This is a genomic window from Gemmatimonadota bacterium (assembly GCA_026706345.1).
GTDB lineage: Bacteria > JAAXHH01 > JAAXHH01 > JAAXHH01 > JAAXHH01 > JAAXHH01.
The window spans coordinates 30,786-51,251 of record JAPOYX010000098.1 but is presented as its reverse complement, the minus strand read 5'-3'; the positions used below and the strand labels follow the sequence as shown (position 1 = coordinate 51,251).

Annotated in this window: 21 protein-coding genes and 1 tRNA gene; 10 read left to right on the top strand and 12 right to left on the bottom strand. The window is 61.8% G+C overall.

The features are described from left to right. Positions 1-94 precede the first annotated feature (94 nt). The 7 genes from OXG98_07265 to OXG98_07235 form a co-directional block, all read right to left on the bottom strand. Positions 95-802: a Bax inhibitor-1 family protein gene (locus OXG98_07265; protein ID MCY3771801.1), complete on the bottom strand. Its 708-nt coding sequence runs from the start codon at positions 800-802 to the stop codon at positions 95-97. A gap of 57 nt (positions 803-859) precedes the next feature. Then, positions 860-1,252: a co-chaperone GroES family protein gene (locus OXG98_07260; GenBank protein MCY3771800.1), complete on the bottom strand. Its 393-nt coding sequence runs from the start codon at positions 1,250-1,252 to the stop codon at positions 860-862. Positions 1,253-1,395: 143 nt separating this feature from the next. Next, on the bottom strand, positions 1,396-2,193 hold the full coding sequence (locus tag OXG98_07255; protein ID MCY3771799.1) for an arylamine N-acetyltransferase: 798 nt from the start codon (positions 2,191-2,193) through the stop codon (positions 1,396-1,398). A gap of 239 nt (positions 2,194-2,432) precedes the next feature. Beyond that, entirely contained in the window at positions 2,433-3,644 is a 1,212-nt protein-coding gene (locus tag OXG98_07250) for a CaiB/BaiF CoA-transferase family protein (GenBank protein MCY3771798.1), read from the bottom strand. Between the two features lie 15 nt (positions 3,645-3,659). After that, a complete protein-coding gene (locus OXG98_07245) occupies positions 3,660-4,424 on the bottom strand; it encodes an arginase family protein (GenBank protein MCY3771797.1) in 765 nt (254 codons plus the stop codon). Positions 4,425-4,469: 45 nt separating this feature from the next. Beyond that, positions 4,470-4,835 carry a hypothetical protein gene (locus OXG98_07240; protein ID MCY3771796.1) on the bottom strand — a complete coding sequence of 122 codons (366 nt, stop codon included), beginning with the start codon at positions 4,833-4,835 and terminating at the stop codon, positions 4,470-4,472. Positions 4,836-4,888: 53 nt separating this feature from the next. Continuing rightward, positions 4,889-4,961: transfer RNA gene (locus tag OXG98_07235), tRNA-Trp, on the bottom strand. Positions 4,962-5,112: 151 nt separating this feature from the next. On the opposite strand from OXG98_07235, the gene OXG98_07230 reads away from it, so the two are divergent. The 5 genes from OXG98_07230 (at position 5,113) to OXG98_07210 (ending at position 9,510) form a co-directional block, all read left to right on the top strand. Next, a complete protein-coding gene (locus OXG98_07230) occupies positions 5,113-6,048 on the top strand; it encodes a COX15/CtaA family protein (GenBank protein MCY3771795.1) in 936 nt (311 codons plus the stop codon). Positions 6,049-6,267: 219 nt separating this feature from the next. Beyond that, complete coding sequence (locus OXG98_07225) at positions 6,268-6,633, top strand: hypothetical protein (GenBank protein MCY3771794.1); 366 nt, start codon at positions 6,268-6,270, stop codon at positions 6,631-6,633. A 15-nt stretch (positions 6,634-6,648) separates the two neighbouring features. Continuing rightward, the gene (locus OXG98_07220) at positions 6,649-7,521 is read left to right on the top strand and encodes a phytanoyl-CoA dioxygenase family protein (protein MCY3771793.1); all 873 of its coding nucleotides are present in this window, start codon (positions 6,649-6,651) and stop codon (positions 7,519-7,521) included. Positions 7,522-7,582: 61 nt separating this feature from the next. Continuing rightward, positions 7,583-8,809, top strand: a complete 1,227-nt coding sequence (locus tag OXG98_07215; protein ID MCY3771792.1) for a hypothetical protein — start codon at positions 7,583-7,585, stop codon at positions 8,807-8,809. Beyond that, the gene (locus OXG98_07210; GenBank protein ID MCY3771791.1) at positions 8,806-9,510 is read left to right on the top strand and encodes an NAD(P)-dependent oxidoreductase; all 705 of its coding nucleotides are present in this window, start codon (positions 8,806-8,808) and stop codon (positions 9,508-9,510) included. Before OXG98_07215 ends, OXG98_07210 begins: the two co-directional genes overlap by 4 nt. Before the next feature lie 141 nt (positions 9,511-9,651). Here OXG98_07210 and OXG98_07205 read toward each other — a convergent pair whose 3' ends face one another. Beyond that, the gene (locus OXG98_07205) at positions 9,652-10,434 is read right to left on the bottom strand and encodes an SDR family oxidoreductase (protein ID MCY3771790.1); all 783 of its coding nucleotides are present in this window, start codon (positions 10,432-10,434) and stop codon (positions 9,652-9,654) included. 287 nt (positions 10,435-10,721) lie between these two features. Here OXG98_07205 and OXG98_07200 point away from each other — a divergent pair, with 287 nt between their 5' ends. The 5 genes from OXG98_07200 to OXG98_07180 all read left to right on the top strand — a co-directional run bounded on the left by OXG98_07200 (position 10,722) and on the right by OXG98_07180 (position 13,718). Beyond that, positions 10,722-11,564, top strand: coding sequence for a hypothetical protein (locus OXG98_07200; GenBank protein MCY3771789.1), 843 nt, complete (start codon positions 10,722-10,724; stop codon positions 11,562-11,564). A gap of 27 nt (positions 11,565-11,591) precedes the next feature. Continuing rightward, positions 11,592-11,807: a hypothetical protein gene (locus OXG98_07195; protein MCY3771788.1), complete on the top strand. Its 216-nt coding sequence runs from the start codon at positions 11,592-11,594 to the stop codon at positions 11,805-11,807. Positions 11,808-11,810: 3 nt separating this feature from the next. Further along, entirely contained in the window at positions 11,811-13,001 is a 1,191-nt protein-coding gene (locus tag OXG98_07190) for a sodium:solute symporter family protein (protein ID MCY3771787.1), read from the top strand. Beyond that, the gene (locus OXG98_07185; protein MCY3771786.1) at positions 12,974-13,270 is read left to right on the top strand and encodes a hypothetical protein; all 297 of its coding nucleotides are present in this window, start codon (positions 12,974-12,976) and stop codon (positions 13,268-13,270) included. Before OXG98_07190 ends, OXG98_07185 begins: the two co-directional genes overlap by 28 nt. Positions 13,271-13,466: 196 nt before the next feature. After that, positions 13,467-13,718, top strand: a complete 252-nt coding sequence (locus tag OXG98_07180; GenBank protein ID MCY3771785.1) for an NHLP leader peptide family RiPP precursor — start codon at positions 13,467-13,469, stop codon at positions 13,716-13,718. 133 nt (positions 13,719-13,851) lie between these two features. On the opposite strand, the gene OXG98_07175 is transcribed toward OXG98_07180, so the two are convergent. The 4 genes from OXG98_07175 to OXG98_07160 form a co-directional block, all read right to left on the bottom strand. Beyond that, positions 13,852-14,970 (bottom strand): hypothetical protein, encoded by a 1,119-nt coding sequence (locus OXG98_07175; GenBank protein ID MCY3771784.1) that lies wholly within the window; start codon positions 14,968-14,970, stop codon positions 13,852-13,854. 9 nt (positions 14,971-14,979) lie between these two features. Continuing rightward, positions 14,980-17,310 carry a TOMM precursor leader peptide-binding protein gene (locus tag OXG98_07170; protein MCY3771783.1) on the bottom strand — a complete coding sequence of 777 codons (2,331 nt, stop codon included), beginning with the start codon at positions 17,308-17,310 and terminating at the stop codon, positions 14,980-14,982. Between the two features lie 50 nt (positions 17,311-17,360). After that, a complete protein-coding gene (locus OXG98_07165; protein ID MCY3771782.1) occupies positions 17,361-19,754 on the bottom strand; it encodes a fatty acid desaturase in 2,394 nt (797 codons plus the stop codon). 77 nt (positions 19,755-19,831) lie between these two features. Next, positions 19,832-20,466: hypothetical protein (locus OXG98_07160; GenBank protein MCY3771781.1), on the bottom strand; the 635-nt coding region annotated here is incomplete at its 5' end.

Sequence of the window (20,466 nt, the reverse complement as noted above, 5' to 3'; positions counted from 1 at the left end):
ATGATCGATCCTGTCGCCAAAGCGCGACGGGCGAACTCCGTTTCCGTCTGGGACGCGCTGGTATTCATCTGCTGCGTGACCAGTTTCAGGCGTTTCAGTCTCGCGAGGCCAGGAAGAACTGCAGGACGTACCAGAACAACAGCGCGACGGAGGCGAAGAGCTGAAGCGCCGCGCCCACGTGACGGTCCTGGGGATAGTGATGCAGTACGTTCGACGTGTCGTAGAGAATCGCGCCGCCCGCCAGGACGATCATGGCCACGGTGAAGATGGTTCCGAGCTGGAATCCGAAAAGCACGCTCGCCACGATCAGTACGATGGCGCAGATGAAACCCCAGCGCAGCAGGCCGCCGAGAAAGGAAAAGTCCTTGCGGGTGTGAAAGGCGATGACCGTCAACCCGAGAAATCCGAGAAGCGTTACCGTGGCCGCGCTTTCGATCACGCCCGGCGCCACGGCCTCGGCGAGGTAGAGCAGGGGCGTGAAGATGATGGCCTCGCCCACGACGAACAGGCCCAGCGCGCCGTACTGGGCGCCCATGGACGTCGAGCTGTGCGCGAAATGGGTCGCGATCCAGCTCAGGATCATGAAGCCGCCGAGCACGATGAGCCAGGACCCACTGAGCAGCACGCGGGCGATCGATTCGGCCATGCCGGTCTGAAACAGGTAGACTTCAATCAGGGCGAAAGCCAGAACCGCCCCGAGAAGATGGGTGTATGTCCGCGTTATGAACGCCCCCCGCACGTCGACACCCAGTTGCGCGACGGGGATCTCACGCTGGGCCGCGTAGGCCGCCGTTCTGTTCATGGCTCATGCTCCTTCTTTCCGGTTGGATGGTGAGGTGCTGATCGATAGAATGCAGGTCTATTCTTCGCCGAGCAGTTCCTCGAGGCCCTGCAGCAGGTTGTCTCCTTCAGATCTTACAAGCGCCAGAATGGCGTTGTGGGGTACGATAATGTAGGTTTTCTCCTGGTAATTGATCTCGATGGATTCCTTGCGCAGGTAGAAAGCGAAATCGCCGGGCTGGGCCTGCAGGGGCAGGTAGCGCACGGATTCCGCCGGTTGCGTAACCGGGTCTCCCTCGGTGTAATCGGGGTTGGGCATCAGGTGCCCCGGCCCCACCCGTACCACCCTTCCGGTCCCGACCTTTTCCTTCTCCGTTACCGTGGCGGGAAGGTACAGTCCGGAGTTCGTAAGTTGCTCACCGTCATGCTGCTCCACCAGTACCCGGTCGCCTACGATGATTAACTCGCTCATATTCCTTCGCATCTCGTTAGTTACGCGTGATTGTCAAACCCCGGCGCCCCGGCAAACGGCGCGATTGCCCCGGAAACGACCATGAAAACGGGAACACGGTCGCGCCTTGGCCATCCACAACTGGCGCCTCGCCCGATCCTGGTTCAGAGTTCGATTCCGAAGCGCTCCCGCAACAACTGCAGAAACTCCGCCTCGTCCTCCAGGTCCCGTTCCCGGCGCCGGGCGTTTCCCGTTATACCGCTGGCGGCGGGAGCCCTTGCCGGGAACCCTTCCGTCACGATCAGGCGCCGGTCGTTCAGCGTGATGCGCCCCGTCTCCGTGGCAAGCGAACACACGCGCTGCCGCGTAAAATGGGACTCCGGCGAGTGCTGGTGATGCTCGCAACCGGGCGTAAAGTCCGCCAGCTGACGTGGCCGCAAACGGAAGCGATACTCGATTTTCCAGTCACCGGCCGCCGTGCGGCTTGAATGCAGGCCCTCGCAGCCGTCGTGTTGCACACGCCAGGTGCCATCCGCGCGCGTCTGTGGCCCCGCCTCGTCCAGCAACAGCGGCTCGCGGAAGCCGTCGCCAAAGCCCACGTCCGCCAGCCAGCGTTCCTCCAGTGTGACCTGCAGCGTCAGGTGGTCCCAGGGAAGGCTGTCCTCCCAGGTTTTGGCGCCCACGCGCGCCTCCAGCAGGTCAACCGTGAAGCCAAGTTCGCGCAGCACCGCTGCAAACAGGCCGTTCTGCTCGTAACAGAATCCGCCGCGGCACCGCGTCACGAGCTTCTCGAAGAGCCGCGCTTCCTCCAGCACAATCGAGCGGCCCCAATGGATGTCAAGGTTCTCGAAGGGCACAGACAGCATATGCGCATGGTGCAGGCGGCGCAGTGTCTCCGCCGTCGGCGGCAGCGGTCCGCTGACTCCGATGCGCGCGCAGTAGGCTGCGATATCAATGTCCATCCAGCTTCCTTGTGTATTCCGAGGCGCAAAATGGATTATGACATAACCGTGCGCATTGTGCTTCGGGCCCTCGCTCCTTAAACACGTGATAATATACGACGATACGCCTTGTACTGGCAACCAAAATCCGGTCATTCAAACGGTGGTCGCTGCCGCCTGAAACACACAGACCGGGCGCGGGGCGAAGGGCGGGGCGGCGAGCCGGAATGGCTCCTTCATACGTCCGGGAAGCGATCGGGCTAAAGGACCGCGCCCGCTTTTTTCAACCCTTTGATTCGATCCTCGGTATAGCCCAGGACTTCCGAAAGCACAAACTGGCGGTCCTGGTTGAAACTCGGTGGAGCGCTCAGTCTCTCCGGGGGCGATACGGCGTCGCTGCCGAAGGCGACCGTGCGCAATCCCCTGATTAAAGTGCCGTCCGTCCGCTGTCCCTGGAGCAGTAATGGATTCGTGGATTCGTCGTTAAGCACTTCGTCCAGACGCCGGACCGCGCCGGCCGGCACTTTTCGTACCTGGAGTTCCTCGAGCAGAGATTCCCTCTCCCGCTGGCCTATTCGATCCTCCAGCAGAGCATTCAAGGCATCGCGGTGGATGACCCGTTGAGGATTTGTGCTGAACCGCGCGTCCCTCGCCGCCTCGGGCATGCCCAGCGCCTTGCAAAGCGCCTGGAACTGGCTGTCGGTGCCGACGGCCAGCACAACGGGTTCGCCGTTCAGCGTGTCGTACGTCGTTCCATAGGGTGCGATGTTCGGGTGGTCGGAACCCGCACGGACCGGAACGGAACCGGCGACCAGGTAGTTCGCCGCCTGATTGGCGAGCGACGCGACCCCGGCGTGGAACAACGACACCGTATTGTAAGACCCCCGGCCGGTTTGCATCCGTTCGATGAGGGCGATCAGCAGGGCTTGTTTCAACTGGTGGGCCAGGAGCAGGTCGATGAGGGCCACCGGCATTTTGACGGGGCCGCTGTCTTCGGTGCCGTTCATTCCCGTAAAACCCGTTTCCGCCTGCAACACGGCATCGAACCCCGGCCGCTCGTCCTCTTCTCCGAAGGCCGTGATATCGGCGTAGATGAGCCGGTCGTTGAGGCCGCGCAGGGCCGGGTAGTCGAGCCCGAACTTCTCCGCGTCGCCGGTTTTGAAACTCTGCAGGAATACGTCGGCACGCCGCACCAGGTCCCGCAGGACCGCGTATCCTTCGGGTATCGAAAAATCGACCCCGATAGACCGTTTACCCCAGTTCACCGAGGAAAAGTAGGCGGAGACGTCGCCGTCCCGGTCTTCCGAAGGCAACTTCCAGTGACGGGTCGTGTCGCCGCCGGTCTTTATGTTCTCCACCTTGATCACCGTGGCGCCCAACTCCGCGAAGAACATGCCCACGGCGGGACCGGCCAGCACGTTCGCGGCCTCAATGACGATCAGTTCTTTGAAGATGGAATCGGTGGAAGACACGGCAGGACTCGCCAGTCAGCCGGTAAGGATGTCGAAGAGGCCCATGCACACGGACTTGCTGCGGCCGTCTTCGTCCATGTTGGAACGCCACGTGGAAATGGACAGGGCGGCGATATCGCAATGGTCCACGAAGTGCCGGAAGACCTTCTCGAGGTCGCCCGCGGCAGGTCCGCCCGGGGCCGGGTAGCCCATGGCCGGGGCCTCGGAGGGATCAAGCAGGTCGGTGTCGAAATGGATGTAGACCGGCCGGTCAGCAAGGTCGCAGCCCACCAGGTCCATCGGGTCGGGCAGATGCCTCAACCGGGAGGCTTCGACCAGCTTTCGCTCACCGGGATCCAGGTCCCGCCCGTCCGACATGATGACGTCCGCGTCGGGAAACGTATCCATGCCCACGTTCTCGGTCATGGTCTGCTCGCCCAGGCCGACCATCATGGCCAGCGGCATGCCGCCCAGGAATCCGCTCGGTGTGGTCTCCCAAGTGTTGAAGTCGCCGTGGGCGTCGAGCCACAGGAAGACCGGGTGGATCCCGGCGCGCTGCAGCCCGGCCATGACCGGAATGGTCGCGCAGCAGTCTCCCGCGACGCTGACCGGCCGCCTTCCGGCCGCCGCGGCCTCGGCGACTCGGTCGGCGAGGGGACGATGCACGCACAGCGTCCGGGACATTTCGTCGGCACCGTGTAACGTGGGGCTGTTTACGATCCAGTCGTCCTGCGTGAGGTCGAGCAGGGCCGGATCATAGCGGTCCAGGAAGTAGGGGGTAAGGATGTACTGGTTACGCATGGTTACGCATGGTCACACCTGTTTGCTCATGGTCTCCTGTGGTCCTCAGGTGAAGTCGAGCCACCGGTCCTGCTCTTCGGGCATCCAGCAGGTCTCGGTGACGGTGTCCAGGTCGAAGAACTGGTAGGGGTCTACCTTCTTGTATTCCGCGTAGGGGCCGGACCAGTCCTTTCGCCGTTCCTTGTAGGCGAGGAATCCTTCGTGGGAAATGTACTCGAACACCATGACGTAGCGTCCTGTGGGCTGCCCGGAATTGCGCGCTACCTCGCGGTAATACCGGGCTGACCGCCACTCGGGGAAAAGTTCGTCTTTATGGCTTTCCACGAAGGCGAACCAGGTGCGGATCATTTCGTCATGATCGACCTTCCGGCCGGGCTTCGGTACCCAGGTTTCCACTTCAAAAAACGACATGGCCCATCCGTTCCGGCGAGACGCCGCACCAGCACGCGATCTGTAACAGGGAACAGGGGCAGCAGGATTCGAACCCGCGACCTACGGTTTTGGAGACCGCCGCTCTACCAGCTGAGCTATACCCCTAAGAAAGCTGCCTCGTACTGCTCCGCGCAAGATACATCGAAGCGGCTGAAATAGCAACTACAAAACCTCCTCCGGGGCGCCTGAACGAACCGCGCGGCGCCCACTCGATATCCCTTGCCGAAAAAAGCGTCAGGGTCTATGATGGCCTATCATGAACGCCTTCCAGAAAACAGCCGTGGCGACCCTCGCGGCCACGGTGCTGTTGATTTCCGTGGGCAGCCTGGTGCGGATCACCGGGGCCGGCCTGGGATGTCCCGACTGGCCCAGGTGCTGGGGTTCCTGGCTGCCGCCGTCGAGTGTTGAAGACCTCGACCTGGATTACCTCCGTGAAAGGGGTTACGACCCCGCTTCTTTCAACCCGGCGAAAATGTGGATCGAATACGCCAATCGTCTCGTGGGCGTCGCGATCGGGATCCTCGTGTTCGTCACCTTCCTGCGTTCGTTTCGATATCGAAGCACGCAACCGGTGGTCTTCTACTGCGCGGGCCTGTGTTTCGTGCTGGTCGGCTTCCAGGGCTGGCTGGGCGGACAGGTAGTCAGATCCGGCCTGCAGCCCGGGATCATCACCCTGCATATGTCTCTGGCCGTGATCCTGTTGTGCGCCCTGCTCTACGTGACCTTTCAATCCCTGGAACAGCGGATCCGGGTCGAGCTGACTCCTGAAGCACACGTTGTTTTGCGGCGGCTGGGATTCGCGCTCCTCGCGGTGACCATCCTGCAACTGCTCCTCGGCACCCAGGTCCGCGAGGGCATCGACCCCTTCATCAAGGACGCCGGCGGCCTGCCCCGCGAGGAATGGCTGGCCCAGGTGGGTCTGGTGGACCACGTGCACCGGCTGTCGTCGTGGCTCGTGCTGCTGGCGGGCGTGCTGGTTTTCAGGGCGGTGAGGCGGCATGCGCAGAGCAGCCGGCTGATACCGGTCGCCAAGTTCATCCTGGCCGGTATCGTGCTCCAGATCCTGCTCGGCATCACGCTCGCCTACGGAGATCTGCCGAGACCCGCCCAGGTGCTTCATCTCACCCTGGCTACGTTGCTAGTCTGCGCTCAATGCAGCCTGTTGCTCATGATGAAAGCGGCGCGGCGCTAACTTGAGGATTTCTACTTTTCACAAACAGCCCGGTCATTTATGTTTGGTCATTATTCTTCTGGTCATGTTTCTTCTGAATGAAGACGCGTTCCGGGGCACGGTCACCATGTACCAGGCTCCGGACACTGCAGATCCGGGCCACAGTTACCACGTGCCGGGGCACGATCACTGCCGACCCGGCCACGGCGTACCCAATCCTTCACGCCTGAGGATGCACCGATGGACAACCTGACGGCACAGTTGGAACGCATCAGGAAACGGTTCGAGGACGGCGAGCTGACTGTCGAAGACATCGACCGAGCACTGGGTCTGGCACGGAACGTCTCAGGGGGCTTGAAACAGGGCCTGCTCTACCTGCAGGCGCCCACGACCAATCCCCACTCCGCGGTGGTCGGCATCAGTATATACGAAGACGGGGCGGATTCCGACGGACTCGACGAAAACGGTGATTTCAGGTACCGGTCGATCAAGGAAGCGCTGGACGACGGCTGGCGTATCATCAAGTTTCCCGAAGCGTCCCTCGCCATGCGCGAACAGGATACCTACGGGCTCGGATACGAGTTCGTGCTGGAACGATGGAGGTAGGAGATGGAGGCCTCGATGACCCAGTCGCCTTACGGAAAGGAGATGGACTGCGCACCGACGCTGACGGACCGCGAGGTGATCGATTTCTGCCGAAACGGCTATCTCATGCTCCCCGGCGTCGTGCCCGATGATGTCAACAGGCAGGTCGTCGACTACCTGGACCGCGTCGACAGCACCTACGAGCCCACGCCCATTATGAAAGAGTCCTTCTTCGCGGAGGGCGTGCTCATGAACCCGCAGGCGGCGGGCGCCGTCCGGTCGCTCCTCGGAAACGGATTCACCCTGCCGCTCATCATCAGCAACCACCGCGGCCCCCTGCCTTTCGACAAACCCCAGAACTGGCATCGCGACGGCGGGACGATCTATACCGACCGGCTGGAGTACCTGCAGGTCTTCTACTATCCGGAAGCATGCACCGAGGACATGGGGCCTACGGTCGTCCTGCCCGGATCTCAATTCATGCGCAACAAGGCGCCCATGATGGCCCATCTCGGCTCCATTCGAGGGACGGTGTCCACGGCCAGTCCGGCCGGTACGATCTTCCTTACGGTGTACGGGATCTGGCACCGCAGGTCGAGGGCCGCCTCGGGTCCGAAGGGAAAGAGCAAGTACCGCAACCTGCTCAAGTACAACTACTGGCGGACCGCCCCGCCTCGGAGAGACTGGATCACGCAGGCGGACATCGATTTCAACACGATCAACTTCGATCCGCCGGCAGGCGTGTTCGAGCAGTTCCAGGGCGCCATCGCGGCCGCGCGCATGTTCACCTGGCTCTGCGGCGCGGAGGATGAATACAGGAAGCGCGGCGGACAATGCTGGCCCATCGCCACCACCGTTCGTGACGGCGCGAACCAGGAGGGGGCGCCCAGGTCGCTGTCGAACCAGTAAGCCAATACGTCCAGAGGTGCGTTCACCCGCGGGGTGAATGCCGCACGGAGAGAAGCAGGCCATGAAAATAACCGATATCGCCATAACCCGTATCAATCCGAAACTTGCGGACCGGAATGTGGACAAAAAGGTTCAGTTTCGAACCATCGATACGCAGACGATCTTCAAGGTAACGGCGGACAACGGCGTGGTGGGCTATGGAGACAGCCGGGGACACGTCACTATGGACATCCGGGACGTGGAGCGGTTGACGGGCAGCAGTCCCTTCGACCACATCAACGCCGGCCATCCCGTAGGTCTCATGGGCGCCCTTTACGACCTCATGGGCAAACATCTCGGGGAACCCGCCTACAAGCTCATGGGGCAGAAGGTGCGGGACAGGGTGCCCGTGGCGGCCTGGACCCGGGTCGCCTCCCCCGAAGAGCTGGCCTCCGAGGTGGTGCGCGCGGTGGACGAAGGGTACATGATCTTCAAGATGCACACCGGCGAGTACTACGACGTATACGAACAGAACCGCGCCGTGGAAGAGGTCGCCCCGCACGGATTCAAGATGCACTACGACTTCAACCACAACCGGTCGCCCGCCGACGTGACGCGCATAGTCGAACACCTGGAGAAGTCGCCGGTCGTCGGCGTGATCGAAGACCCGCTGGCCTGGCGCGACGTGGACGGCTGGCGCCGCCTGCGCGAGAAGACGTCGATCCCCCTGCTGATGCACGTGCCGCAACTCGGCGGCGGCCCGGAGATCATGCTGGGTTGCGCCGACGCCTACATGGTGGGCGAGCACGGCATCGGCATGAGCCTCAAACGGGGGTTCGCCTGCGCCGAGGCGAATGTATCCACCGTGATCCAGTTGACCGGGGGTACGCTCAGCAAGGCCATGGCGCTCCACCTGGGCGCGGTGCTCCCCAACGTGTTGCATACGGTCAACCTGGACGACCAGTACGGCGAGGACGTCACCGGCGGCCGGATAGAGGTGGCGGGCGGCAGTTCACCGGTGCCCGAAGGTCCCGGACTCGGCGTGGAGGTCGACGAAAAGGAACTGGTGCGCATCGCGGGGAATCCCCTGACGGAACTCCCCCGGTACATCGGCAAGGTGCTGATGCCCGGCGGCAACATATACTACTCCATCGGCTTTCCTGCGGTCAGCCGGCAGACGGGGTTCACCGAGGGCAACATACGGGGCATCGACCTGGAAATATGGGAAGAAGACGGCAGTTCGTCCTGGCAGGAGACTTACGACTGGATCGAACGGCACGGACCGTTCATGCGCAAGGAGTCGGAATGAACGAAACACCACGTATCCTCGTCACCGGTTCCGCCGGCGTCATCGGATCGACCATCGTAAACGGACTCAAAGACCGATATCCCCTCCGCGGTTTCGACAGGGTGCCTACCCCGGGACTGGACGACGAAGTCGTCGGCGATATCACCGATATGGACGCGGTGCTTCAGGCCACGGAAGGCATGGACGCGGTGATCCATCTGGCCGGCAACCCCTCCGGCGGCGCGTCGTGGGAGGAAATCCTGCAAGCCAACTTCATCGGAACCTATATGCTCTTCGAAGCCGCCAGCCGCAACGGCGTGCGCCGGGTCGCCTTCGCGAGCCGGGCGGGGCTGCTGGCGCCCTATCCGCAGGACGTATTCCGCACGATCGACATGACGCCGCGGCCGGAGAGCTACTATTCCATCAGCAAGGTCTTCGGGGAGAGTCTGGGGTACATGTACGCCGTGCGGTTCGACATGGAGGTCGTGTGCGTGCGCATCGGGAACTTCCAGAAACAGCGGGACCTGCCCGGCCATCCTCATCACCTGAGCCACGGCGATGCGGTGAGGGTGTTCGAACGGGCGGTCATCCACCCCGGCATCCGGTTCGAAGTCGTGTTCGGCGTGTCAGACAGCACCTGGCGGATGTACGACCTGGATCACGGCCGCCGGGCGATCGACTATCATCCCCAGGACAAATCGATTATCGATTCGGAGCAATGAATGCTCCGGCGCGGCGAGTTGTTTCGGATGTGAAGCGCTGAGCGCGGGAAGCGCTGAACGGCGCCTTGTGCCGGGTAGCGCCGAACCGTCACCGGGGCAGTCACCTGTTTCTGCATGTGGGACGTTCCGCTTAAGCGCTGTCTAGAGCGCCGTCCAGCCGCCGTCGACCATCAGGGCGACCCCGGTGACGTACCGGGACGCGTCGGAGGCCAGGAAGACGACGGCGCCCTTCAGGTCCTCGTTGTCCAGCATGCGTCCGAGGGGTACGCGGTGCTCGTACCGCTGCACGAACGGACCGGGCTGTTCATTGAAATACCCGCCCGGGCAGATGCAGTTGGCCCGTACGCCCTGCTTGCCGTAGTAGTTCGCAATGTACCGGGTGAAATTGATCATGCCGCCCTTGACGAAGGTGTAGTCGGGGGGCTGCTTCATCCCGGTTTCTTCGTACAGGCCCGGGTCGTTTGCGACGACGCCGTAGATACTTGAAATGTTGATGACGCTGCCGCCGCCCTGATCCGCCATGACCGGAACGAAGGCCTTGCACAGGGCGAAAAGGCCCACCATGTTTCCCTGGGCGCTCGCGGCCCAGTAGTCGGGCGTCTGCTCGTCGAAGCCGCCGCCCCGGCCGACCACCGCGCTGTTGACCAGGATGTCCACGCGGCCGAAACGGTCCGTCACGTGTTGTTTCAGGGCATCAATCGATTCGGTCTTCATGATGTCCAGTTCTTCGGGATGGGTATCGAAACCCTGTTCGTTCAATTCGGCGACGAACCGCCGGTAGTTATCGAGATTCCTGGAGGCGACGTCCACGCTCGCCCCCGCCTCGGCCAGGGCTTCGGAGATGCTGCTGCCGAACTGTGGACCGGCGCCGCCCGTGACCACGGCGATACGCCCATTCAGGGAAAAACTGTCGAGTACGCCCATGAGCAGGCTCCTGTCATTCGGTTTGGGTGACTTTTGAAAAGACTCTCGGTTTAAGGATCTGAATGCGCGGCTGTGGCCTAGTAGATCGTGATATCCGGCGCATGCCGCGCTATGCCGTATCATATCACGCTATGCCGTATTGTGCCGCTCCATAAAGTCTCGACAAAGTATATACATTGCAATAACCGATACAAACCCATTGTACCATTCGGATCCGTCTTGCCAATAGGTATTTGTCATATGACGCCGCTTAGCGTTACGATCTCATTTTCCAGGAGGACATATCGATGATCTGGGGATCGGGAGATTACTGTTACAAGAAGGTGCTCGGGTGGGGATCCGAGCGCACGCTGGGCATTGCTACGGCCGTGGCCGTGGATTCTTGGGACCGGGTCTACGTCGTCGACCGGGAGCCCAATCCCGCCGTGGTAGTCTACGACCGGGACGGACACCTGCTGAACGAATGGGGTCACGACATACTGGCCTTGCCCCACGAGATATGGATCGACGAGGAGGACAGGATATTTATCCCGGACTGCAAGGACCATACCGTCCGGGTGTTCTCGACCGACGGCGCACTGCTGCAGACGCTGGGCGAGCCGAACCGGTCAGGCGAACCGGGCAAACCCTTCAACATGCCGACGCGTGCCGTAAAAGGGCCCTCCGGGGATCTGTACGTATCCGACGGTTACGGGCAGTGTTATGTGCACCGGATGACGCCGTCGGGAGACCTGGTCCAATCCTGGGGCGGAAGGGGTAGCGAGCCCGGCCGGTTCACCCTGCCTCACAATATCTTTGCCGCGTCCGACGGCCGCATGCTCGTGGCCGACCGGGAGACCAACAACCGGATCCAGGTCTTCGATTCCGAGGGAAGCTTCCTCGCGGAATGGCCCGGACGTCCCGCGCCCTGCGGCCTGTTCGTAGATGAAGAAGACACGGTCTTCCTGGGCGAGGGCGGCGGGGTCACCATCATGGACATGGACGGCAGGCTCATCGCCCAGTGGGTCGTCCGGGGCGGACCGATCGATCAGGCACACGGTGCCCACAGTGTCTGGGTCGACCGTCACGGTGATATCTACGTAGGCGAGGTGGGCGTGGAGAACCTCGTGCACAAGTACGTCCGCGTGTAACGGACTGGATCTTCCCGGCATACATCTATGAATCGCCCCGCTTCCGATCAGTTTCCCCGATGGATCTGGCCCGTCTACGTGGCCCTCTTCGCCCTTTCCATACCCTGGTACCTCCCCGAGATCGAGCCGGTCCCCATCTGGATCGGCGTGCCGTACTGGGTCGTGATCTGCCTGTGCGCCTGTCTGGCTGTCGCGTGCTTCACCGCGTTTGTGATACACCGGTACTGGCGGGAGGACGCCTGACTCATGGCGGATCAGCCCTACGGCCCTGGAGCCTTCGCGTTCCTGGCCGCCTACCTCGTCTTCATGATCATCCTCGGTTACGTGGCCCGCGCCCGCCGGCGGGACGATTCCATGTCGTCCTTCTACCTGGCGGGCAAGAACCTGGGCGCCCTGGTCCTCTTCTTCACGCTCTACGCGACCCAGTATAGTGGCAATACGCTCATCGGCTATCCGGGCGAGGCCTATCGCCTGGGGTACGCCTGGATCATGAGCATCGGATTCATGATGGCCATCGTGGTGGCCTACCTGCTCTTCGCGCCGCCGCTCTACCGCGCGTCGCGCCAGTGGCACTTCGTGACGCCGGGAGACTGGATCAGCCATCGATTCGGGACCGGCGGGCGATCGGGCCTGACCCTCTTCGCCAGCGTGCTGTTCGTGATCGCCATCGCCAACTACCTGCTCGCGCAGCTTCTGGCGGTGGGGCATATCGTTTCCGGTCTTTCCGGCGGGGCCATTCCATTCTGGGCGGGCGTGGTGGTCCTTGCGGTGATCATCCTGTTCTACGAGACCCTGGGCGGGATGCAGGCCGTGGCGTGGACCGACTGCATCCAGGGCCTGCTCCTTTTCGTGGGGCTCCTGGGCATGCTGGCCGCCGTGGTCGCGGGAAGTGACCGCCTCGGGGAAGCGACGGCATGGATCATCGCCAACCAGCCGACGAAAGCCGCGCTTCCGGATGGGGAGACGATCCGCACCTGGATCAGCACCATCCTGCTCGTGGGCTTCGCCGCGGCCGTCTATCCGCAGGCCATACAACGCATCTTTGCGGCCCGGAGCACCCGCAGTCTGAAACGGTCGTTCACCTTCATGGCCTTCATGCCCCTGGTCACCATCACGGCGGTGGTCCTGGTAGGCATCCTGGCCATTCCCCAGCTGACCGGCCTGGAAGGGGTCGCCACCGACCAGGTGATGCCTCGATTACTCGGTGTCTGGGCCGCCGAATCCCTCTGGCTGTACGTCATGACCGTGCTCGTGCTCACCGGCATCGTCGCTGCCATCATGTCGACGGCCGACTCCGTCCTGCTCAGTCTCTCATCCCTGCTCGTTAAGGACGTACTGGGCCGCTTTCGGCTGGGATCGCTCCCGGAAGCGCGCCTTACCACCTGGGGAAGCGTCTGTCCTGGATTATCATGGCCATTCTGGTCCTCATCGCCCTGACGCCGGATCTCACCCTGTGGGGACTCATCGAGCTCAAGATGGAGGTGCTGATCCAGACGGCGCCCCTGTTTGTGCTGGGCGCGCTCTGGCCGCGGTTCAACGCGACTGGCGCGGCCGCGGGCCTGGCCGCGGGCACGATGCTCGCGGCCGGGTTGACCCTCGCCGGCATGGGGAAGGTCTGGGGCTGGCACGCCGGCGTGATGGGCCTGGCGCTGAACGTGGCGGTGGGGGTGGCGGTGAGCTGGGCGGGGCGGCGTTCCGGTGGTTGAGTCCGGCAACGAAACCTGTCTTTTTCACAGGATGTATGGAACAACTCCCGAAGCCAATTTGCGTCGGTATCACGGTCGTCTGTTACGCGTGAATCATCGAAAACACTTGACTTTTTGAAGTAAATTACATATAATATAATTAGTTGCAATTACCGGATCTGCCTTGATTACAAGGTTATTTGAAGGAGGATAAGTCATGAGAAGTGGCGATGAAATGTTGAAGCAGATTGTCGAGAAGTCCGCCTTGGACTCAGATTTCAGGCAGAAACTACTCGCGGACCCGAAGTCTACCATTTGCGAGGAACTGGACATTACGATGCCTGAATCCATGACGATCCAAGTCCATGAGAGCGATATGCAGACAGTACATATCGCGTTACCCCCGGATCAGAACATCACCGAGGAGCAACTCGAAGCAGTTTCAGCCGGCCTCTGCTGCTGCTGGTAGACCGGAACTGAAACACCGAATAGCATGCGGATTTGTGCTGTGCTATGCGCATGTTCGCATGATTGAAATACCAAAAATCCTCCCCGATCGCCTCGTCGAGGAGGATTTTTGCTTTGGTTTCCTGGCGTGGCGCTCAGTTCGAGAGCGCGCCGGAAAGCACCATGTACAGATAGGCCTTGGTCTTCTCCAGCCTGTTTCCGGATATGACCAGCTTTATGTGATGTATACCGCGTAACATGAGAAAGGGCCCGGTCTTTCCAAACAGCGTCGTCGGTTTCGAAGCCCAGTCCGCAAGGGCCGTAAGCTTTTCCGGAACGACGAAGTCCTCGTGGCCCAACGATTCCAGTATGGGATCCCAATCGGTCATACCGTCGATCCAGTACCGTGAATCCTGGGTGTATCTTTGTTTGACTATGGGCGTAAGGCCGAGCGTTGGCCCCAGTCCATCCGACCGCACGTCGATGTTCGCCCCGGTGCTCACGATATCCGCCCGTTCCCTGAAGCGTGTAATCACGGAATCGACCGCCGAAAGCTGTCCCGGCCAACCGGTATGCTCGAGAAGACAGCACGTCCCCTCCGGCGCGTTAAACCCCATAATCGCGAGGCGCACCGTGCGTTCCCGGGACGGGAATACGCCGAAAGAGTCCAGGCGCGTGTCTTCCGGCTGCGCCAGGTAAACCCGTTCGGCGTTTTTACTTTCAACTGCATTCTTTTCCCAGCCGACGCAGGAAACGAGGGCGTCAACGACGATTCCGACATCATGCTGGAGGCCGGCGCCTCCGGACAACGTGCGCTCATTGGGCCGCAGGAACATGCCCGGCAGCGACTTCCTGCTGTCCGGCGCTGAACCTAGGTCGTACTCCAGCATCAATTTACGCCCCACAATCTCTCGCAGGGGCGAGTGCTGAGATTCCATTTCTCTGAACAGCCGACTGACCGCTTCCGCGGTCTCATCCGTCTCGTCTGTTCGCGCCCGTTCTTCATAAAAATCGCCTGACCGGTTTCCGCTCGCCAGCGAGACGCCGAAATCCGCCACGGCCCGGCTGTCATGCAACGGCAGTTCGAAACCGAATGGCTGGGCGCCCATGGTGATGGGAAGCTGCCTCGCGCGTTCCAGTATCAGACCCCATTCCCGCTCTCCGATCAGCCTTGGAGATACCCCACTTCGCAGTTGCCCAAGCAGTTCGGCCATTGTGCCGCCCTCTTCGGCGAGACGATCCTGGGTGAGCAGGACGGCTTCGTCGATATTCACCTTGCCTCCTTACGCGATTACCGGTGCGGGATTCAAGTCGGCTTCGGCCAGGGGGTGCTCGCGGTGGCCCGTTTCGACAGGCACGTCGTACAGGCGCCCGGGTGCGAATCTTGCCCAGAAATGGCGCATGCCCGGCACGATGACCCGCACGACCGGCATGCCGATGTCCGGCCGGGTCTGGTCCAGCACGAGGAACTCCATGCTCCGGGCTTCGACCATCTCCCGGCAGTATTCAACATCGTCGCGCGAGTCCGTTTTTTCGACCACCGGATATCGCGAGCCTTGCTTAAGCGGCGTGTCGAACGACGGTACAAGCCAGGGACACTCGGCGATTCGGGCTGTCTTCCACCAGTTGAGCGCCATCGGATCGTCGATTGTGGGTCGGCCGGATTGACCTGCCTGTCCTGGCTGCCCTGGCTGACCGCCGGGACGCGGCAGCCAGGTCAGGCACTGGTTCAATTCGCAAATCGCGCGCAGGGCTGCCAGTTGCGGGTCGGCATGGGCGCCGGCGCCGTATATGATGTCCTCGGTTTCCGCGTCCGGCCTGCGGGAGAGCGCAACGAACGAAGGTATCTCTAGATCTGACGTAACGTCGAGCATCCACAGTTCCCGCTCGCAACGGCCGTAGTAATCCGTGGCCGATGCAAGAAACTCGTCGCCGAAGCTGGAAAGATCGACCCCGGGCACGCTCAGTCCGTTATACCACCAGATGGCGAATGCATCGCGCTCGACCAGTTCGTAGAAACCCTGCAAGATGGCCTCCTCCTGGGTATTCCCCGCGGCGCAGCCGTTGGAATCGGCAATCAGGTCAGCAGGACCACGCTGTTCGGGCGCCATGCTGTAGAGCATTGATGTCGGCAGATACCGGTGCCGCCCCCGCGTGAACGACCACACGGGGGTCCAGTCGATTTCGGTATCGGGATGAAGTCGCGGCGGGACGATGTTGTATGGGTGCCCTTTCGCGTTGATACTTTCCGCGTTGTCAAGCTGATCGTCGCTGAACAACTGCACATCGTTGGGATGGATTGCCTCGTCTTCTGCTGCGAAATCGATGAATCGCCTGCGGATACGGATCTCGTCTCCGCAACGAGTGCCCGAATAACGTTCGATCGCCTCGCAGAGGGCGCTGGCCTCGGATTGTTCGCGCGTGTTGCCCTTGCCGGCGCTCTTGCTGCGCAGGCTGCGCCGGAGCGAACTCAGGCTTCGGCTTCGCATGCCGGGATTGCTTCCGGCCCAATAGACATGCAGCCAGGAGTCGTTCTCATCGGTGGTACGCGCCAGCCAGGATACGACACCGCTGACCGGACTCACCAGGTGGCGGTATTTCGCCAGGGTCGCTTCCGGCGTCACGGTCCGCGCACCGCCGCTGTTGCGATGGGGCTTGGGACTCGCTTTCAGTTTCAGCGGCTCCGGCGGCCGATCGGGCCGATACAGTGCTTCGTCGCCACAGGCCGGACACTGGGGCCGGCGCATGACCGCATGCTTCGAACTGGTGAACGCACCGACATGCATCGAGATCGCGTGGTCGTGGATCGGGGCCGCTTCATCCAGTACGAGCCACTTGATGATTTCGGCCGCCATCAGCCCGTACACCGCCTCCAGGGCCGTGGGTTCGGCAGCGAACGGTTTGAAGGCGGCTGCCTCTCCGGCAACGTGGCGCAGGAAACCGTGAGCTTCCTTATGGTTGCGCAGGCGGTTGGCCAGGCAGTCCCAGCAAGGTCCCTGCCTGTCTGCGCGAAAGACGGGTCCGAAGAGCACTTCCATGCCGCTCGGCCGCACCAGCGTCCACGGAACTCCAGCCTCGAGCCGACGCCGATTCACCTCCGCAAATCGTGCGTCGAGATAGTCGTCGCAGACGATAACCTTGAACCGGGCGTCGTCGCCATGCATCACACCGGCGCCGCTCTTTTCCAGTTGCCTGACCAGCCGGCCGTCGTCGCCGTCGACCGCGACACGCGATTCAGCCAGCCGTTGTTCGACCCATCCAGGCGATGCGCCGAGCGACGTCCAGTAAGCCGCCCGGGATCGGTCCATGCCATGATCGGCAGAGATGACATAGCCCCGGTCGGAGAGCGAAACAATCGCCTCGCGCACATCGGCCGCGGCATGGCGGTCCTCGAGGTCGGCGACGATGCCGGCCAGCGGACGCCGGCCGTCGAGGAGCGGCATCAGGTCGCAGTACACTCTGCCGTGCAGCAGGGTATCGAAGGATTCGGAAACCAGTAGCGTCTGCTGCTCGCCGATGACGTGGGATCTCAGGTGCGGGGTAAGCGCGGGACGATCAACGAAGCCCCGGTCGGCAGGAGTCGTTCTCGTCAGTTTGCCGCTGCGGGAATTCATGTTCGCCTGCCCCGGCATCCAGGGTTTCCGCGTCTGCTCAGTGGGCGCCTTCATGCGTGTGTAGCAAGCGCTTCGATCCGGGAGGTGGCGCGGGATGCGGTATCGTCGACCGCCGACGCCAGTGCATCGAAATCCTCCTGCCCGCATGCGTTCGCAACAAGGGATCTGACCTTCACCCCCGCCGCCGTCGCGTCGAATCCGTCCTCTCCGACAAGACGCATAACACCTTGCAAGTCACGCCACAGGTTCGCAGCTTCCGCCAGCGGCTCGTCGCCGGCGGCTTCGAACACCGCCGAGGCGGACGGAGCCGGATCGTCGAGGAAGTCACCGGCACGCGTCAACTGCAGGTAGCGCGCAGCCTGCTCGACATCGTTCAACCCGCCGCGCATGTGGGCATATGCGGACACACTTGTCTCGGTCCGGTCTTCCGGCTGCTCGCTCGACATGGCGAACACCGCCTCGTGAGTGCCAATTTCGGCCAGAATCCGGCGCCGCGCATCGTCGAATCGGCTCCCGATATCCGAACCGTCAGGCTCGAATACGCGTCGCGCCCTGGTGAGGACGGGAACTCCGCCGGGATTCAAATCTGCAGAACGCTCGGCCAGTTCGGTGAGCGACAAACCGGGAATCGCATCCGAGTCGGATGAGACCGGAGAGAACAACAGGTTATCCTGTGCCAGGTCAGTCAGGGCCCTTTGGAAGCTCCGGCACAAACGCTCATTTTCGCGCGATCGCTCGCCGTCATGAACAAACAGCATATCGATCGCAATTCCAGGATAAGCTTCCCGGCTGCCCAGATCGCCCAGGAAGACAGCGGCTACCTCACCCACGCTGTCCGTGCCGTACCGCTCGCCGAAATCCGCTACCACGGAGGCAAGCACCGTCGAAATCGACGCTTCGGCAAGATTCGACAGCGCCGTTCTCGCCTCCGACGGCAGCAGGTTGCCCCGCACCACGTGCATGCCGATCTGAAACGCCTTGTCGTTCGACCAGTTCCGCACGATTTCGGCCGTTTCCCTCGAATCGACCACGGGTAACTCGACGATCAGGTCCTTCATTTCCTGAACGCCCATTTCGTAAGTCCAGTAGACCCTGGCAAGCCCGCGCCGCGCGATCGACTCGAATTCCTCGTCCTGCTCGAACCCTTTCGGCAGGTCGAGGTCGAGAAACTCCTGCTCCTGCAGGTTGTCCAGAAGTTCCGGGTTCCGTTCGATCCATTTCGCGAGCCGCGGCGCGGCGCCGAAGATTTCGACGATCGTGTCGAAGGCGTCGGGGCGCTTCGCGGCAATCGGACTGTCGTAGACGCTCCAGTCATCGATCTCAGGATAGAAATGCTTGCGCCACTGATCCACCAGCGGGTCCATCTTTTCAAACCACTTCCTGGGTTTCAGCACGATGTTCATCATATCGGAATAGGTTCCCGGCAATTCCGGCGATTCGTCGAGACTGACCTGCAGCAGCGGATACTGGCGGGATGCCACCGCGTGATGATCCGCATGACGCTGCGCATTGAAAAGCATCCAGTTGCTGAACTTCCAGTCGGCGCTCCACGAATGGCGGGGCATGATCTTTTCCCAGCGGCCGTTGTCCAGACGGACCCGGCGCAGACCGTAGTGCTGGAAGTAGTTGCTGATCTTCATGGAAAACACGCAGGACAGGCCGAGGAAGGCGAAGACCGGGACCGCCCAGATCCCGCCCATCCAGAATACCAGTCCGTACCAGAACGCGACGCCAAAGCCGTAGCGCCAGAAGGGATTGCTGTAATGCCACATGGTTAAACGGCGCCGCGCCAGACGCTCACGCGCGACTTCCCAGGAATTGACGAGGTTGCTGACGATTTCCTTGGGCATGTACCGCCAGAAACTCTCCCCCTTCGGAGCGGAACCCACGTCATACGGCGTACCGACCAGGGCATGATGGATGTAAACATGCTCCGTGGCGTACTGCGGATAAGATGCGGAAGAAAGCAGGAATTCGCCGATCCGGCGCTCCCACTTAGTGCGCCGGTGAATCAATTCGTGGCCGACGACGAACACGGCCTGTGCCTCCATCGTCAATATGATGGCCAGCACGACGTCCTGCCACCATACGAACGGATCCGCCACCAGGATCTGCCACAAACCGAATACAAGCGTCGGCGGCCACAGAAACGCCCAGGTCCAGACCGGCAGATTATGCCAGATCAGGCGGTGCTTCGGCGTTTTCCACGGATCCATGATGCGTCCGTCACGGCCGAACACCCGGTCAAAGGACCAGGAAAGGCTCATGAAGACCATAGGCGGCAAAAGCCACCATCCGCCATACAACGCGGCGAGAATGATCAACGGAAAAACGCCCAGCGGCAGGTAATGCGGTAGGGCGGTCAGGACGGAGGGCTCGATCTGCTGGGTCCCGTCAGCCTGGTCCGGGCCGGAGCCATCGATTTCAACAGAACGCTGTGACATAGCTACACCTCCTTGGTAAGCAAATCAAACACCTACGCGGGAAGTTATCTCGTCACCGGATATTTGGGCATGAGAGTTCAGGCCTGCAAGATAGTGACGAGACGCTCGAGCGCTTCGATACAGAACGCGGTGGTCACGGCTTCGGATCCATGTCCAATTTGACCTACCGCGCCAAACTTCAGCGACTGGTCGCCAAAGGCGAGCAGTTCCGGCCAGCTGCCGTCCTCGCGCTGCGAACTCAAGATGCTCCTCAACTGCCGCGTCGCGTCGATGCGCTCGAGGCATCCGGCACCGCTGAGCGCCGACACGGCCTGGGCCGTCTGCAGGACGTTGCCGAAATCGCCCTGTGCGTCCCTTAAGCCCAGGACACGTTCCGCGAGGACAGAGCGCAGCCGATCCAGGGCCGGCCTCACGCGCATCACGGCACGGGCGACCGCATAGCAAATCGCGATCTCGTCGGGGTACCACTTGGACGCATCTTTGAGATCGCCTTCGGCTATCAATGCTTCCAGCCATCTCTGGGCGTCCCTGGTTTCCGGGCGGTCGCCGAGATAGGCGATGACGTTCGCATTGACCACGGGGTCGGCTTCGATACGAAAACGCGACACGACATCGGGTTCGTCGCCCTCCAGCATCCAGGTCATGAAACGGCCTTCCCCGTCGCGGATGCTGGCGAACCGCGGCACCGGTCTCCAAATCGCGTATCCACAGG

Bases quoted from the DNA above. Each gene is read 5' to 3' on its own strand.
- OXG98_07265 (MCY3771801.1), bottom strand. From the start codon at position 802: ATGAACAGAACGGCGGCCTACGCGGCCCAGCGTGAGATCCCCGTCGCG.
- OXG98_07260 (MCY3771800.1), bottom strand. From the start codon at position 1,252: ATGAGCGAGTTAATCATCGTAGGCGACCGGGTACTGGTGGAGCAGCAT.
- OXG98_07255 (MCY3771799.1), bottom strand. From the start codon at position 2,193: ATGGACATTGATATCGCAGCCTACTGCGCGCGCATCGGAGTCAGCGGA.
- OXG98_07245 (MCY3771797.1), bottom strand. From the start codon at position 4,424: ATGCGTAACCAGTACATCCTTACCCCCTACTTCCTGGACCGCTATGAT.
- OXG98_07240 (MCY3771796.1), bottom strand. From the start codon at position 4,835: ATGTCGTTTTTTGAAGTGGAAACCTGGGTACCGAAGCCCGGCCGGAAG.
- OXG98_07230 (MCY3771795.1), top strand. From the start codon at position 5,113: ATGAACGCCTTCCAGAAAACAGCCGTGGCGACCCTCGCGGCCACGGTG.
- OXG98_07225 (MCY3771794.1), top strand. From the start codon at position 6,268: ATGGACAACCTGACGGCACAGTTGGAACGCATCAGGAAACGGTTCGAG.
- OXG98_07220 (MCY3771793.1), top strand. From the start codon at position 6,649: ATGACCCAGTCGCCTTACGGAAAGGAGATGGACTGCGCACCGACGCTG.
- OXG98_07215 (MCY3771792.1), top strand. From the start codon at position 7,583: ATGAAAATAACCGATATCGCCATAACCCGTATCAATCCGAAACTTGCG.
- OXG98_07210 (MCY3771791.1), top strand. From the start codon at position 8,806: ATGAACGAAACACCACGTATCCTCGTCACCGGTTCCGCCGGCGTCATC.
- OXG98_07205 (MCY3771790.1), bottom strand. From the start codon at position 10,434: ATGGGCGTACTCGACAGTTTTTCCCTGAATGGGCGTATCGCCGTGGTC.
- OXG98_07200 (MCY3771789.1), top strand. From the start codon at position 10,722: ATGATCTGGGGATCGGGAGATTACTGTTACAAGAAGGTGCTCGGGTGG.
- OXG98_07195 (MCY3771788.1), top strand. From the start codon at position 11,592: ATGAATCGCCCCGCTTCCGATCAGTTTCCCCGATGGATCTGGCCCGTC.
- OXG98_07190 (MCY3771787.1), top strand. From the start codon at position 11,811: ATGGCGGATCAGCCCTACGGCCCTGGAGCCTTCGCGTTCCTGGCCGCC.
- OXG98_07185 (MCY3771786.1), top strand. From the start codon at position 12,974: ATGGCCATTCTGGTCCTCATCGCCCTGACGCCGGATCTCACCCTGTGG.
- OXG98_07180 (MCY3771785.1), top strand. From the start codon at position 13,467: ATGAGAAGTGGCGATGAAATGTTGAAGCAGATTGTCGAGAAGTCCGCC.
- OXG98_07170 (MCY3771783.1), bottom strand. From the start codon at position 17,310: ATGAATTCCCGCAGCGGCAAACTGACGAGAACGACTCCTGCCGACCGG.
- OXG98_07165 (MCY3771782.1), bottom strand. From the start codon at position 19,754: ATGTCACAGCGTTCTGTTGAAATCGATGGCTCCGGCCCGGACCAGGCT.